This is a genomic window from Amycolatopsis samaneae, assembly GCF_039541975.1.
Lineage (GTDB): Bacteria > Actinomycetota > Actinomycetes > Mycobacteriales > Pseudonocardiaceae > Amycolatopsis > Amycolatopsis samaneae.
Genome location: NZ_BAABHG010000023.1, coordinates 49,444 through 63,718, shown reverse-complemented (window position 1 = coordinate 63,718; position 14,275 = coordinate 49,444). Strand labels below are relative to the sequence as shown.

The following is a 14,275-nucleotide window of genomic DNA, read 5'->3' as shown; positions in this document are numbered from 1 at the left end:
CAGCATGGAAGCCGTCCCCACGGCCCCCGCGAAGCCACGCGCCGACGTCGCGACGTTCGCCAAGCTGCCGGTGGCCCTGCTGGCCGCCGGGACGGCCACCGTCCTGCTGCTCACCGCGGGCAGATACGGCTATTTCGGGGACGAGCTGTACTTCCTGGCCGCGGGCAAGCATCTGGCCTGGGGCTACGCCGACCAGCCGCCGGTACTCCCGGCGCTGGCGTGGCTGATGAACTCGGTCGCGCCGGGATCGCTGGTCGCGTTCCGGATCCCGGCGATCCTCGCGACCGCGGGCGGGGTCGTGGTCACCGCGCTCATCGCCCGCGAACTCGGCGGCGAACGCCGGGCGCAGACGCGGGCCGCGGCGGCGTACGCGATCTGCGGCCAGTTCGTCGGCAGCGGCCACTACCTGGCGACCTCGACCATCGACCCGCTGCTGTGGACGGCGATCCTGTGGCTGCTGGTCCGCTGGGTCCGCACCCGCGACGACACGCTGTTGCTGTGGCTCGGCGTGGCCACCGCGGTCGCGCTGAACATCAAGGTTCTCATCGGCGCGTTCTGGCTCGTCACCGCGATCGCCGCACTGGTCTTCGGGCCACGCGAACTGTTCCGCCGTCCCCAACTGTGGGCGGGCGCGGGAATCGCGGCGCTGTCGCTTCTCCCGACCGTGCTCTGGCAGGCCACCAACGGCTGGCCGCAGCTGGGCATGGGCGACGCCGTCAGCAACGAGGTCACCGAGGCCGGGGGCCGGGGCGCGTTCCTGCCCGGTCTGCTCACCGGCGCGGGACTGGTGACCGGCGCCCTCGGTGTCCTTTATGGACTGTGTGTGCTGCTCGGGAGCGAACGGCTGCGGCCGTACCGGTTCCTCGGCTGGGCCACGCTGGGTGTCGTCGCGGTGTTCGTCCTCGCCAACGGCCGCGCCTACTACGCGGCGGGCATGTTCGGCGTGCTGTGGGCCGCGGCGGCGGTACACCTGCAACAGCGGCGTCCCGCGCTGTGGTGGCGCTGGGTGCCGACCTGGCCGGTGTTCGCGCTTTCCGCGCTCTACAGCCTGCCGTACGCGCTTCCGGTGTGGCCGGCGCACTGGATCGCCGATCATCCCGAAGCCCCTCGCCCGGCTTACGCGGCCGAGGAAATCGGCTGGCCCGACCTCGCCGACTCGGTCGCGAAGGTCTACCGGACCCTGCCGCCGGGGCAACGGGAGCACACCGCGCTCGTCACCGCCGGCTACTGGCAGGCGGGCGCGCTCGGCCGGTACGGCCCCGAGCGCGGGCTCCCCGAGGCGTACAGCCCCAGCCGCGGGTTCTGGTACTTCGGCCGGCCGGGGGACCACGTCGACACCGTGCTCTTCGTCGGCTACGACCCGAGGAAGCTGACCCGGCACTTCACCAGCGGCCAGATCGTCGGCAGGGTCGACAACGCGCTCGGGGTGCGCAACGCCAGCAGGCACCTGCCGATCTGGCTGGTCACCGGCCGCACCGCGGCATGGCCGGAGATCTGGCCCCAGCTCAGAGACATGAAGGCGTGACCGGCGGGAAGACGGACTGGCGGGCGCCGCTCTGGCCGCCCGCGCTCCATTCCGGGGTACCGACGGCGTGGCAGTACTGGCTCGGCAGGTCGGAGCGGATCCTGCCCTACGTGCTGCTCGCGGTGCCGACCCTGCTGCACCTGTCCCACCAGGACGGCACGGAGCCAGGGAACACGCTCTGGCTCGTCGTCGCGGCGCTGGCCTGCGTCGTGCTCACGGTCACCCTGCCCCCGCCGAGGTGGCAGGTGAACCCGGTGTTCGCGCTCTTCGCGTTCGTCTGCTTCGTCGCGCTGGCCTCGGCGCTGGAGGCACGCGACCTCTACTTCCTGATCTTCATGATCTTCGGGTTCTTCCAGGCGATGAAGTTGCGGCCCGTCCCGGTGGCGATCCTCGGCGTCGCCGTGGTGTCCCTGTTGATCAACACGCTGCCCAACGGCGGCCCGCTGCGCGCGCTGGCGGCCAAGCCGGGCATCTGGCTCGCGGTGATGGTGGTGCAGACCGTGGCGATCGCCGGGGGCGGTCTCCTGTCGGCCGCGGTCGCGCGGCAGAACGAGGAGCGGCGGCGCATGCTCGACCAGCTGACCGCCGCGGCGGAGGAGAACGCGGGCCTGCACCGGCAGTTGCTGAGCCAGGCCCGCGAAGCCGGGGTACTGGACGAGCGCCAGCGGCTCAGCCAGGAAATCCACGACACCCTCGCGCAGGGTTTCACCGGCATCATCACGCAGCTCGAAGCGGTCGCGCAGGCCAGGGAACACCCGGAGAAATGGCAGCGTCACCTGGCCGCCGCGACCGCGCTGGCGAGGGAGAACCTGACCGCGGCACGGCGTTCGGTGCACGCGCTGCACCCGGAGCCGCTCGAATCGGCCACGCTGCCCGAAGCGCTGGCGGAGGTGTCGCGGCAGTGGAGCGAACGCACCGGCATCGCGACGACGTTCACCACCACCGGCACCGCTCAGGTGCTGCATCCCGAGCTGGAGGCGACACTGCTGCGCATCACCCAGGAGGCTTTGTCCAATGTGGACAAACACGCCGCCGCGGCCAGGGTGGGTCTCACCCTGTCCTATATGGAGGACGAGGTGACGCTGGACGTGCGCGACGACGGCGTCGGTTTCGACACCCGCGACACACCGCGGCCCGCCGAGAAGGAAAGCGGGTTCGGTCTGCCCGGGATGCGGCGCCGGGTCCAGCGGCTGGCCGGTACGCTGCACGTCGAGTCCGAACCGGGTGGCGGCACGGCGATCTCCGCCGGTCTGCCCGCGATCGGCGCGCAACCGGTCGCCGCGAACGGGGAGGGGGACGAATGACGATCACCGTGCTGATCGCGGACGACCATCCGGTGGTCCGCGACGGGCTGCGCGGCATCTTCACCGGCGAGCACGGCTTCGAGGTCCTCGGCGAGGCGGGTGACGGCGCGGAGGCCGTCACTCTGGCGCAACGGCTGCGGCCCGCCGTGGTGCTGATGGACCTGCGGATGCCCGGCACCGACGGGGTCGCCGCGATCACCGAGCTCGCCCGGCTGGGCAATCCGGCCAGGGTGCTGGTGCTGACCACCTACGACACCGACTCCGACGTGGTGCCCGCGATCGAGGCCGGGGCCACCGGCTACCTGCTCAAGGACGCGCCACGCGAGGAACTGTTCCGCGCCGTCCGCGCGGCGTCGCGGGGCGAGGCGGTGCTCTCCCCCGCCGTCGCGAGCAGGCTCATGGGCCGGATGCGCGAACCCGCGCGGGAACCGTTGAGCCAGCGCGAGATCGAGGTGCTGGCGCTGGTGGCCCGCGGGTCGACGAACAAGGAAGCGGCGAAGAAGCTGTTCATCAGCGAGGCCACCGTGAAGACCCATTTGCTGCACGTGTACGCGAAACTCGGTGTCAAGGACCGCGCCGCCGCGGTGGCCGTCGCCTTCGAACGCGGCCTGCTCGGCGGCTGAGCGGCACGACGCCGTCAGGGCGTCCAGTCGACGGTTTCCGCCCACGCCCCGGCGCGGACGAACGCCGCGTTGACCCAGCCCTGCTTCTCCTCGGCGTAGTGCTCGACCGTGCCGTCGGCAGCGTGCTCGTCCGCCAGCCGCCGCTTGAGACCGGCGTAGGCGTCCCGCTCCTCGGGGTGCACGCGCAGCCAGTCGCGGAAGAGCAGGGCGAGCCGCCACGCCGGCGTCTCCGGCGTGCGGACGTGCAGGTTGACCGGACGGCGCGGATCGGCGCCCATGTGCATCCGCTTCCACCACGGCTCGGTGCCGCCGTCCTGCGGATCGTCCCACCAGTCGCCTTCCGCGCGGGGGAATCCGGCGTCCGAAAGGGCGTCGGCGATCGCGTCCGCGTCGTCCAATGTGGACACGGTGAGCTGGAGGTCGAGGATGCTCTTGGCGGGCAGCCCCGGTACCGAGGTCGACCCGATGTGGTCGGCCCGGACGAGCCGGGCGCCCGCGGCCTGCCGGATCCGCGCCAGCTGCCGTTCGGCGTGGACCGGCCAGGCCGGGTCGTACTCGTCGATCCTCGGCGACATCGGCGGGCGGGGGCGGCGCAGGCGCAGGTTCGCCTCGAACGGCACGAGCCGGTCGGCCCACAACGTGTCGACCTCGGCGAGCACGACGTCGGCGGCGCCGCCGTTGTCGAGCCACACGTCGGCGGCGGCGCGGCGCTGTTCGTCGCTCGCCTGCGCGCGGATCCGCGCCCGCGCGTCCTCCTCGGCCATCCCCCTGGCCGACACCAGCCTGCGTACCCGGGTCTCCACCGGCGCGTCGACCACGACGACCAGGTGATACGCGGCGGCCAGGCCGCCCTCGACCAGCAGCGGGATGTCGTGCACGACGATCGCGTCCGGCGCGGCCGCGGCCATCAGCTCGGCCGTGCGGACACCCACGCGGGGGTGGACGATCGCGTTGAGCCGCTTGCGCGAGTCCTCGTCGGCGAACGCCTTCGCGGCCAGCGCGGCGCGGTCCAGCGAGCCGTCCGGGGACAGCACGTCCAAGCCGAAGGCGCTGGCGATCTCGGCGAGGCCGTCGGTGCCCGGCTCCACCACCTCGCGGGCGATCCGGTCCGCGTCGATGAGCACCGCGCCGTGCTCGGCCAGCCGGTCGGCCACCGTCGATTTCCCGGCGCCGATCCCACCGGTCAAGCCTACTCGCAGCATGGGTTCACCCTAGCCAGCCCGGACCGCCACTCGATCAGGGGACGGGTCACTGTCCGCACGTGCACCCGCACGGTCCGCTGCACACCTGCTCCGGAATGGCAAGATGCTTGTGGCGCGTGATGGAACTGATACGGGTGACACGCCGCGTGATTACCACGGATGTGCGCGGCCATTGCGTACCGTGCGCGGCGAAGGTCGCCCACACGGAGGAACGATGGCGGACAGCAAGCGCGTCGGGAAGCACCGGCTCGGCACGCCGGGGCTGGTGCACTGCCTTCAGTACCGCCCCGTCGCACTCGCGCTCGAGGAGTACCGGCGCACGTGGTGGAGCGCGCTCCTGGTCCCGGCGAAGCACAGTCTCGCGGGCTTGCGGCGGAAGGCGCGGGCGGCGGCGATCGAACGTATCTGGGTGCCCGCCACATCCTGATCGGTCGCCATTCGGAAACCGTGCCGGACCAGTGGTCCGGACCACTGGTGTACCAGGAGAACCGAACCGGCCGAAAACAAGCGGGGCACGCGGTCCGGCGGGCTTCGTGGATCACGCCCGTTTTCGATCTCGTCGATACCGTGCCGGTGGATACCGGGCCGGCCGAAAGCAACCAGTCACGCAGGTCGGCCGGTTGTGCTGGTCGGCCTATTTTCGATCTCATCGGCAAACGGCAAGTTCCCAAGCGGGCCCGGATATCGTATCTTCTGCACCGAGGCGGACTTCGACGCCGGTGAACGGCGGATGCGAAGGGGGTGCGGGTCGTGGCCATCCGGCACCTGTCCATGCAACCTGCGGAACACCACAGTCGTGAGCGTTTTCTGGACGCGGCACTCGCCGTGCTGCTGGATCGGGGCCCCACGGCGCTCACCATCCGCGGCGTCGCGGAAGCGGCAGGCGCCTCGACTATCGCGGTCTACACCAGGTTCGGCGGGCGAAGCGGTCTGTACGACGCGCTCTACGAACGCACCTTCGACCTGCTGCGGGAAATGCTGGAATCACTTCCGCCGGAGACCGAAGACGGACTCGCGGATCTGCTCGGTCTCGCCATGGAGTTCCGCGCGTTCGCGTGGGCGAACCCGGCCCGATACGCGTTGATGTTCGAACGACCGCTGCCGGATTTCAATCCCGATCCCGGTCTGCGCGCCGTGGTACTGCGGACGACGTTCGAATTGTTCATCGACAAGGTGCGCAGAGTTTCCCCGCCGGGAATCGACGCGCGAACCGCCGGATACCAGTTGTGGTCCACAATGCACGGTTTGATGAGCATGGAGCTGACCCTGCGCTCGCGACCGCCGGTGTCCGGCTGGTTCCTCTCGCCGACGGACGAGGCCTACGAAGAGGTCTACCGCTCCGGTGTCCGATCGACGATCACCGGTCTCGGCCTGCGGAACACCGACGGCTCCTGAGCACCTCTCGCTTGCCCGTTTCCGGTTCGTTCGGGACACCGAGGGACGCCTTCGGTGCGCTGGATGCACCGAGGGACGCCCTCGTCGCGCTCAAGGCACCAAGGGCGTCCCTCGGTGCGGCGGCCCCGCACTGAAGGACGCCTTCGGTGCGCTGGGCGAGCTGAAGGACGCTTTCAGTGCACTCAACGCACTGATGGCGTCCTTCAGCACTCCCCGCCCAGCGACACCGGAACGCGCGTGACATAACGAGCCCCGATACGGCGAAGCGCCCCCGGTCCGTGGACCGGGGGCGCTTCGTCAGCTGGTGCTCAGTGCTCACGCACCGCCGGACAGCTTCTCGCGGAGCGCCGCGAGCTGCTCGTCGCTGGCGAGCGTGCCGCCGCTCTTGGACTCGGCCGGAGCGGAGGTGTAGCTCTGGTCGCCACCCTCGATGCCGGTCGCGGCGTCCGCCGCGGCCTCGGCGTCGGCCTGGGCGGCCTTCTTGACCTGGGCCATGTGCTGCTCGTAGCGCGTGTGGGCCTCGGCGTACTGCCGCTCCCACTCCTCACGCTGCTTGTCGAAGCCCTCTTCCCAGTCCTGGGTCTCCGGGTTGAAGCCTTCGGGGTAGATGTAGTTGCCCTCGGCGTCGTACTCGGCGGCCATGCCGTACTGGGTGGGGTCGAACTCGGTCTCCGGGGTGACGCCCTCGTTCGCCTGCTTCAGCGAGAGCGAGATCCGGCGGCGCTCCAGGTCGATGTCGATGACCTTGACCATGACGTCGCCGTTGACCTGGACGACCTGCTCCGGGATCTCCACGTGGCGCTCGGCCAGCTCGGAGATGTGCACCAGACCCTCGATGCCCTCCTCGACACGCACGAACGCACCGAACGGGACGAGCTTGGTGACCTTGCCCGGCACGATCTGGCCGATCGCGTGGGTACGGGCGAACTGGCGCCACGGGTCTTCCTGGGTCGCCTTCAGCGACAGCGAGACGCGCTCGCGGTCCATGTCGACGTCCAGGACCTCGACCGTGACCTCCTGGCCGACCTCGACGACCTCGGACGGGTGGTCGATGTGCTTCCAGGACAGCTCGGAGACGTGCACGAGGCCGTCCACGCCACCCAGGTCCACGAAGGCACCGAAGTTGACGATGGAGGAGACGACGCCCTTGCGGACCTGGCCCTTGGCGAGCGCGTTGAGGAACTCGCTGCGCACCTCGGACTGGGTCTGCTCGAGGTAGGCGCGACGGGACAGGACCACGTTGTTGCGGTTCTTGTCCAGCTCGATGATCTTCGCCTCGAGCTCGCGGCCGACGTAGGGCTGGAGGTCGCGCACACGGCGCATCTCGACGAGCGAGGCGGGCAGGAAGCCGCGGAGGCCGATGTCCAGGATGAGGCCGCCCTTGACGACCTCGATGACGGTGCCCTTGACGGGCTCGTCCTTCTCCTTGAGCTCCTCGATCGTGCCCCAGGCGCGCTCGTACTGCGCGCGCTTCTTGGACAGGATCAGGCGGCCTTCCTTGTCCTCCTTCTGCAGGACAAGCGCTTCCACCTCGTCACCGACGCTGACAACCTCAGCCGGGTCGACATCGTGCTTGATGGAAAGCTCGCGCGAGGGGATGACACCCTCGGTCTTGTAGCCGATGTCGAGCAGGACCTCGTCGCGGTCAACCTTGACGATCGTGCCTTCGACGATATCGCCGTCGTTGAAGTACTTGATCGTCTTGTCGATAGCCGCGAGGAAGTCTTCCTCCGACCCGATGTCGTTGATGGCGACCTGCGGGGCCCCGGTCGGGGCGGTCGGGGCGGTGGCGGTGTCGGTGGTCATTAGGCGGGTTGCTCCGGTGGATGGGAAGTAGTGGGTGTGCAGTTGGCCGCGCCGCGGGCTCGGAAGCATACGAGGACCCCACAAGCAAACGTCCACCCGTGAACGACCGCGGCATCTCCCGCACACGGTGCGCTCCCCGATCCCCGGTGCCCGCCGAGGCGAGCCTGAGGGGAAGGCAGCGCGAACCCACTGCGCTAACAGGTATCCTACGCGGCCCCCGGTAGTGGGCACAATCAGGGTCCGCACCGGCGTCCGCGCCGGGCGATAGGCTGTCGCCAGACGCTCCCGAGCTGGGAGAACGTACTCGGGAAGGACTGGCTTGGAGCAGGGAACCACCCTCGGCGCGGAGGCGGGCACCGAACCGGCGCCGGAGGACCGGCACGCGCGTGCCGAAGAGCGGCTGGGCACGGCGGGGGTGGCCTACCGGACGGTCGGCGGCGGCGAGGCGGCCTCGGCGAACCTCGCGTGGTGGGACGCCGACGCCGACGACTACCAGGCCACCCACGGCGCGTTCCTCGGCGACGCCGACTTCGTCTGGTGCCCGGAGGGGCTGCGCGAGGCGGACGCCCGGCTGCTCGGCGACGTGCGCGGGCGCCGGGTGCTCGAGGTCGGCTGCGGGCAGGCGGCGTGCGCGCGCTGGCTGGCCGCCGAGGGCGCGCACGCGGTCGCGACCGACCTGTCCGCCGGGATGCTGCGGCACGCCAGCGCCGGCAACGCGCGCACCGGTCTCGACGTCCCGCTCGTGCAGGCCAACGCCGAACGGCTGCCGCTGGCGGACGCGAGCTTCGACATCGCCTGCTCAGCCTTCGGCGCGCTGCCGTTCGTCCCGTCGCTGGAGACGGTGTTCGCGGAGGTCCGCCGTGTCCTGCGGCCGGGCGCGCCGTGGGTCTTCTCGGTGACGCATCCGCTGCGGTGGATCTTCCCCGACGACCCGGGCCCGCTGGGCCTGACGGTCACCCAGCCCTACTTCGACCGGACCCCGTACGTCGAGGTCGACGACGACGGCGCCGCGACCTACGTGGAGTACCACCGGACGCTCGGCGACTACGTGCGCGCGCTGGCCGCCACCGGGTTCGCGCTGCACGACCTCGTCGAGCCCGAGTGGCCGGCGGGACACGAACGCGTCTGGGGCCAGTGGAGCCCGTTGCGGGGCAAGCTCTTCCCCGGCACCGCGATCTTCCGCACCCGCCGGGACTGAGCCCCGGTGGCGGCGCCGCGGCGGATCTGGCACACGCGGTTCGCCGCGCTGGATCCCCTGCTGCGGCCCGTCCCGCTGCCCGCAGGCGGTGTGCCGTTGAGGTCGGGCCCGGACTTCGGCGTGCTCACCAGGACGGTCGTGGCGCCGGCCTCGTGGCGGGCGCTGTGGGGCCCGTCGGTGACCTATCGGCTGAGCCCGGTGCCGGGCGAGGACGCGGCCGCCGGTGTCGGCGCCCTGCTTGACGCGTGGGACGCGCGCCGGGCCGGCGATCCGGAACACGACAGCGCGCGCGTGGTGACCTGGCCGAGCCGGGACCTAGCGGTCGCCGAGGTCCTCCTCTCCCGGGGTTTCGCGCCGGAGGTCGCGCTGGCGGTGCGACCGGCCGCGCCCGTGCCCGGTCACCGCGTCCCCGGGATCGCCGTGCGCGCGGCGAGGGAGGCCGACGTCGAGGAGATCGTCGCGCTGAGGCTGACCGAACTGGAGTACGCCGCGCTGGTCGGGCCGAGCGTGCGGCGGCCGGGCGCGGCGGCGCTGCTGGCCGCGGAAACCCGGCGAGGACTGCGGTTCGGCGCGCGGATCCTGCTCGCGGACCGCGACGGCGTCGCCGCCGGGCTGGTCGCCTTCGGCGGGACGTCCCGCGTCGCGCCCGGCGACGGCACGCTGCCGGAGGGACGCTGGGGGCATCTCGGCACGCTCGCGGTGTCCCCCGCCGCACGGGGCCGCGGGATCGGCAGGGTCCTCGCCGCGACGGCGCATCGGGAACTGGGTTTGTCGGGGGTCCGGGGTACGTTCCTCTACTACCACCCGGCCAACCCGCTGTCGACGGTGTTCTGGCACCGGCAGGGCTATCGTCCACTGTGGACGACCTGGGCCCGGCGACGGGGCGGCGGGTGACCGATCGGCGAGGGGCGAGGATGGAGATCACCGGCGAGCTGTTCGCCGCGCACCGCGCGCGGCTGGCGGCGCTCGACCCGCTGCTGCCCGGCGCGGCCCCACCGGCCGCCGGCGAGCGGCTCGACGCGGCGACCGCGGACGGCAGGCGGGTCACCGGGGTGCTGCAACGGCAGCGCCACGGGCGGGACGACGCGCCGATGCTCTGGTCGGCCGCCGACACCTGGCAGCTGTTCCCGTACTTCGGCGACACCGGCACCGAAGGCGCCGACGCGCTGCTGCGCGCCTGGCGGGCGCGGCTGGACCACGAACGGCCCGGCGCGGACTCGGCGTGCGTGGTCAACTGGCCCAGCCGGGACGCGGAGGCTATCCGGGCCTTCCTCGACCACGGGATGGTGCCGCTGGCCGCGCTGGCGGTCCGGGCCGGGGCACCGGCCGCGCCCGCGCGCGCGGACGGCGTCCGGATCCGGCGCGCCACCGCGGCGGACTTCGACAGCGTGCTGGCGCTGACCGCGGCGACCTTCGACTACACCGGGCTGGTCGCGGCGCCGCGACGGCCCAACGCGGCGGCGCTGCTCGCCCCGGCGCTGCGGGAGGACCTCGCCAGGGAGCCGCCCACGGTCTGGCTCGCCGAGCGCGACGGCGCGCCGGTGGCCTGTGCCCAGTGCGCGTGGCTGGACGCGGCCCCCGGCAGCGAGGCGGCGGAACTGCTGCCGCCGGGGCACTGGGGCTTCGTCAACACCGTCGTCACCGCGCCGGGCCACCGCGGCACCGGGGTGGGCCGCGCGCTGATGTCCCGGGTGCACGCGGTCTTCCACGACGAGGGCGCGGCGGGGACGTACCTCTACTACAACCCGACCAATCCGCTGTCCTCGGTGTTCTGGCACCGGCAGGGGTATCGTCCACTATGGACGTCCTGGGAGGTGCGTCCCGCGTCCGCGTTGCGCTGATCCGGCGCCGCACCGACCGGTTTGCGATGATTCCCCCGCAGCGGGGTCACCCGCAGGTGTGACGTGAGCCGGACGGTGTTGCCGTCCTCCCGCGCGGAGGTCTACGTTTTTGAACTGACCGGTCAGTTCAAAAGTGATCCCGACGCTGGAGTTCCCGTGCAGGTTCGAGCCGACAGGGTGTCCCTCCAAGGGCCCCACGGCACGCTGTTACCCCCCACCTCGCTGACCGTCCAGGCCGGCGACCTGGCCCTCGTGCACGGCGAGCCAGGGGTCGGCGTCACCGCCTTCGGCCTCGCGCTCGCCGGACGGCTCAAGCCGAGCACCGGCACGGTGACCGTCAACCACGCCGCCGACGCCACCGGCGATCTTCGCAAGATCGTCGCGGTGGTCGACGCCCCGGGGGTCAGTGAACCCGACGGCGCGCTGACCCTGCGTGTCGTCGTCGGCGAGGAACTGGCGCTGGCGCACCGCCCCGCCGCCAAGGCCGACGCGGAGCGCTGGCTGAGCGAGCACGACGCGGCCGCGTTCGCCTCCACCCGCTTCGAGAACCTCGAACCGGCGCTGCGGACCCGGCTGCTCACCGCGCTGGCCGCCGGGCGCGAGGGCGTGCGCGTGCTCGTCCTCGACACCCCGGACCGGCACACCAGCGACGTCGGCAGCTGGGCGCGGATCGCGCGCGAGCACGCCGAGCGCGGGCTCGCGGTCGTGGTACTCACCGCGACGACGCCGGAATCGGCTCTCCCCCACCCGCCGGCCCGCATCGGGTCGGCCGACCAGCCCGAACCACAACGGTGCTCGCCCGGCCCCGAAACCGCCGAGCTGAGCGCCGAAGGAGACCAGGCATGACTTCCCGCCCGAGCGGCACGAGCGCCTTCCGCATCGCCGCCAACGAACTGCGCAGGCTCAGCGCGGGCACCCTGCCCAAGCTCGCGATGGCCGCGCTGGTGCTGGTGCCGCTGCTGTACGCGTCCTTCTACCTCTACGCCAACCACGATCCCTACGGCCGCCTCGACAAGCTGCCCGCCGCCGTCTACACGAGCGACGCGGGCGCGAAGGACTCGGCGGGCAAGGAGCGCAACATCGGCCGCGAGGTGACCGACGAGCTCGTCAAGTCCGGCACCTTCCAGTGGCACCAGGTCTCCCAGGAGGAGGCGGCCAAGGGGGTGCAGGACGGCACGTACTCGTTCGTCATCGGCGTCCCCCACGACTTCTCGGCGGCGCTGCTGTCGGTCGGCAACTTCGAGCCGCAGCAGGCCACCATCACGCTGACCACCAACGACTCCAACAACTATCTGTCCGGCACGATCGCGAAACAGGTCGCCGAGCAGGTCCGCAAGACGATCGCGGAAAAGGTCGGCAGCGAGGCCGCGGACCGCTTCCTCGTCGGGTTCTCCACGATCTACGGCAAGATCTCCGAGGCGTCCGACGGCGCCAGGCAGCTCGCCGACGGGGCCGCGAAGCTCCAGGGCGGGCAGCGGGAGCTGGCCACCGGCGCGGACAAGCTCGCGACCGGGAGCGGCACCCTCGCGACCGGGCTCAGCACCCTGAAATCCAGTACTACTTCCCTGCCGTCGCAGGCGAAACAGCTCGCCGACGGCGCGGGCCAGGTCGCTGACGGCGCCGGGCAGGTCGCCGACGGCAACCAGAAGGTCGCCGACGCGGCCGCGCTGGCGGCGGGCGCGTCCAGCGATATCCAGAGCAAGCTCAACGGCTACCGCGCGCAGCTCGCCCAGGATCTGCGGGGCGCGGGCGTGCCCGAGGCGAAGGTGCAGGAGATCGTCGCCAAGGCCGACCAGCTGCGCTCCCCCGTCGACCAGGCGAACACCAAGATCCAGGGTGCGAACGGCGAACTCGCGAAGCTCGCCGCCGGGTCGCGGCAGGTGTCCAACGGCGCGCGGCAGGTGTCCGGCGGCGCACAGCAGCTCTCGACCGCCGCGCCGCAACTCGCGAACGGCATCGCGCAGGCGTCGGACGGCGCGAACCAGCTCCGTGACGGCGCCGCGAAACTCAACGATGGCGAGAAGACCGCGGTCGACGGCACCAACCAGCTCGCCGACGGCGCGGCGAAACTGCGGGACGGGCTCGCCGCCGGGCTGACGCAGATCCCGAACCCGGACGACCCGACCCGGTCGAAGACGGCCAACACCATCGCCGACCCGGTCGCCGTCGCGTCCAACGGCGTCGCCTCGGCGGGGACCTACGGCGCGGGTCTCGCCCCGTTCTTCATCGCGCTCGCCACCTGGATCGGCGCGTTCGTGCTGTTCCTGCTGCTGCGGCCGCTGTCGACGCGCGCGCTCACCGCGGGCGCGTCCCCGCTGCGGGTGGCGATCGGCGGCTGGCTGTCCTCGGCGCTGCTCGGGATCGCGCAGGTGATCGTCCTGTTCGGCGCGGTGACCTGGCTGGTCGGCATCCACGTCGCGCATCCGCTCGGCGCGATCGGGTTCGCCATTCTCGTCTCACTCGCCTTCACCTCGGTGGTGCACGCGCTCAACGCCTTCTTCGGCGCGGTCGGGAAGTTCCTCGGCCTGGTGCTGCTGGTGCTCCAGCTGGTCAGCGCGGGCGGCACGTTCCCCTGGCAGACGATCCCGGACGCCCTGTACCCGCTGCACGTGGTGCTGCCGATGAGCTACGCCATCGACGGGTTCCGGCATCTGCTCTACTCCGGGGCGTCGATGAAGATCCTCGGCGACATCGGGGTGCTGGTGGCCTATCTGGTCGGCGGGATCCTGGTGTCCACTTTGGCCGCCCGTAAACGCCGGACGTGGTCGGTGTCGGCGCTGAAACCCGAGCTGTCCCTGTGAGTCCGCGCGCCGAGGCGACCAAGCAGAAGCTCTTCGAGGCCACGCTGCGGCTCTCGGCGAGCCAGGGCCTGGTCGGCCTGACCGTGGACGACATCGCCGCCGAGGCGGGCGTGGCCAAGGGCACCGTCTACTACAACTTCGGCAGCAAGGACGGGCTCGTGGACGGGCTCCTGCGGTACGGCGTCGACCTGCTGGCCGGGCGGCTGCGGGCGGCGGTCTCCGACGCCGACCCGCTGGAGGTCGTCGAGGCGCAGGTGGACACCACGCTGGAGTTCATCCAGCAGTACCCGGGGTTCTCGCAGATCCTGGTCAGCGAGCTGTGGCGGACACCGGGCCAGTGGCACGACACGCTGTCACTGCTGCGCGAGGAGATCATCTCCATCGTCAAGCAGCAGCTGCAGCGGCTGGACGAGGCGGAGCGGCTGCCGGCGGGGGTGCGGATCCCGACGGCGGCGGCGGGGCTGTTCGGCACCATGCTCGTGGTCGCCCTCGACTGGCAGGTCTTCCAGCCGAAGCGCACCCGCGCCGACGTCCGGGACTCCGTCATGGTCCTCATCCGTGGCCTCGGCAGGTAGCCTTC

13 protein-coding genes are annotated in these 14,275 nt (G+C 71.7%); 11 read left to right on the top strand and 2 right to left on the bottom strand.

The features are described 5' to 3' along the window. Positions 1–4: 4 nt before the first annotated feature. Genes ABD987_RS40835 through ABD987_RS40825 form a run of 3 tightly spaced genes read left to right on the top strand, consistent with a single transcriptional unit; the run spans position 5 to position 3,452 of the window. Positions 5–1,525, top strand: coding sequence for an ArnT family glycosyltransferase (locus tag ABD987_RS40835; RefSeq protein WP_345407660.1), 1,521 nt, complete (start codon positions 5–7; stop codon positions 1,523–1,525). After that, positions 1,522–2,829 (top strand): sensor histidine kinase, encoded by a 1,308-nt coding sequence (locus ABD987_RS40830; RefSeq protein ID WP_345407658.1) that lies wholly within the window; start codon positions 1,522–1,524, stop codon positions 2,827–2,829. The genes ABD987_RS40835 and ABD987_RS40830 overlap by 4 nt, the downstream gene beginning before the upstream one ends. After that, on the top strand, positions 2,826–3,452 hold the full coding sequence (locus tag ABD987_RS40825; protein WP_345407656.1) for a response regulator: 627 nt from the start codon (positions 2,826–2,828) through the stop codon (positions 3,450–3,452). Before ABD987_RS40830 ends, ABD987_RS40825 begins: the two co-directional genes overlap by 4 nt. Positions 3,453–3,466: 14 nt before the next feature. On the opposite strand, the gene coaE is transcribed toward ABD987_RS40825, so the two are convergent. Continuing rightward, positions 3,467–4,654 carry a dephospho-CoA kinase gene (gene coaE, locus ABD987_RS40820; RefSeq protein ID WP_345407654.1) on the bottom strand — a complete coding sequence of 396 codons (1,188 nt, stop codon included), beginning with the start codon at positions 4,652–4,654 and terminating at the stop codon, positions 3,467–3,469. Between the two features lie 214 nt (positions 4,655–4,868). Here coaE and ABD987_RS40815 point away from each other — a divergent pair, with 214 nt between their 5' ends. Together ABD987_RS40815 and ABD987_RS40810 are read left to right on the top strand one after the other, a co-directional pair. Continuing rightward, positions 4,869–5,081, top strand: a complete 213-nt coding sequence (locus ABD987_RS40815) for a hypothetical protein (protein WP_345407652.1) — start codon at positions 4,869–4,871, stop codon at positions 5,079–5,081. Between the two features lie 323 nt (positions 5,082–5,404). After that, positions 5,405–6,049 (top strand): TetR/AcrR family transcriptional regulator, encoded by a 645-nt coding sequence (locus ABD987_RS40810; protein ID WP_425551101.1) that lies wholly within the window; start codon positions 5,405–5,407, stop codon positions 6,047–6,049. Between the two features lie 315 nt (positions 6,050–6,364). Here ABD987_RS40810 and rpsA read toward each other — a convergent pair whose 3' ends face one another. Next, positions 6,365–7,855, bottom strand: a complete 1,491-nt coding sequence (gene rpsA, locus ABD987_RS40805; protein ID WP_345407650.1) for a 30S ribosomal protein S1 — start codon at positions 7,853–7,855, stop codon at positions 6,365–6,367. Positions 7,856–8,174: 319 nt separating this feature from the next. Here rpsA and ABD987_RS40800 point away from each other — a divergent pair, with 319 nt between their 5' ends. The 6 genes from ABD987_RS40800 (at position 8,175) to ABD987_RS40775 (ending at position 14,270) form a co-directional block, all read left to right on the top strand. Beyond that, positions 8,175–9,053: a class I SAM-dependent methyltransferase gene (locus ABD987_RS40800; RefSeq protein WP_345407648.1), complete on the top strand. Its 879-nt coding sequence runs from the start codon at positions 8,175–8,177 to the stop codon at positions 9,051–9,053. A gap of 6 nt (positions 9,054–9,059) precedes the next feature. Further along, positions 9,060–9,947 (top strand): GNAT family N-acetyltransferase, encoded by an 888-nt coding sequence (locus ABD987_RS40795; protein WP_345407646.1) that lies wholly within the window; start codon positions 9,060–9,062, stop codon positions 9,945–9,947. Positions 9,948–9,967: 20 nt separating this feature from the next. Then, positions 9,968–10,894: a GNAT family N-acetyltransferase gene (locus tag ABD987_RS40790; RefSeq protein ID WP_345407787.1), complete on the top strand. Its 927-nt coding sequence runs from the start codon at positions 9,968–9,970 to the stop codon at positions 10,892–10,894. A 156-nt stretch (positions 10,895–11,050) separates the two neighbouring features. Next, positions 11,051–11,740, top strand: coding sequence for a P-loop NTPase family protein (locus ABD987_RS40785; RefSeq protein ID WP_345407644.1), 690 nt, complete (start codon positions 11,051–11,053; stop codon positions 11,738–11,740). Beyond that, positions 11,737–13,695, top strand: coding sequence for a YhgE/Pip family protein (locus ABD987_RS40780; RefSeq protein ID WP_345407642.1), 1,959 nt, complete (start codon positions 11,737–11,739; stop codon positions 13,693–13,695). Before ABD987_RS40785 ends, ABD987_RS40780 begins: the two co-directional genes overlap by 4 nt. Beyond that, positions 13,692–14,270, top strand: a complete 579-nt coding sequence (locus ABD987_RS40775; RefSeq protein WP_345407640.1) for a TetR/AcrR family transcriptional regulator — start codon at positions 13,692–13,694, stop codon at positions 14,268–14,270. The genes ABD987_RS40780 and ABD987_RS40775 overlap by 4 nt, the downstream gene beginning before the upstream one ends. Positions 14,271–14,275 lie beyond the last annotated feature (5 nt).

Coding starts and splice junctions, on each gene's coding strand:
- ABD987_RS40835 (WP_345407660.1), top strand. CDS start 5: ATGGAAGCCGTCCCCACGGCCCCCGCGAAGCCACGCGCCGACGTCGCG.
- ABD987_RS40825 (WP_345407656.1), top strand. CDS start 2,826: ATGACGATCACCGTGCTGATCGCGGACGACCATCCGGTGGTCCGCGAC.
- coaE (WP_345407654.1), bottom strand. CDS start 4,654: ATGCTGCGAGTAGGCTTGACCGGTGGGATCGGCGCCGGGAAATCGACG.
- ABD987_RS40815 (WP_345407652.1), top strand. CDS start 4,869: ATGGCGGACAGCAAGCGCGTCGGGAAGCACCGGCTCGGCACGCCGGGG.
- rpsA (WP_345407650.1), bottom strand. CDS start 7,855: ATGACCACCGACACCGCCACCGCCCCGACCGCCCCGACCGGGGCCCCG.
- ABD987_RS40790 (WP_345407787.1), top strand. CDS start 9,968: ATGGAGATCACCGGCGAGCTGTTCGCCGCGCACCGCGCGCGGCTGGCG.
- ABD987_RS40780 (WP_345407642.1), top strand. CDS start 11,737: ATGACTTCCCGCCCGAGCGGCACGAGCGCCTTCCGCATCGCCGCCAAC.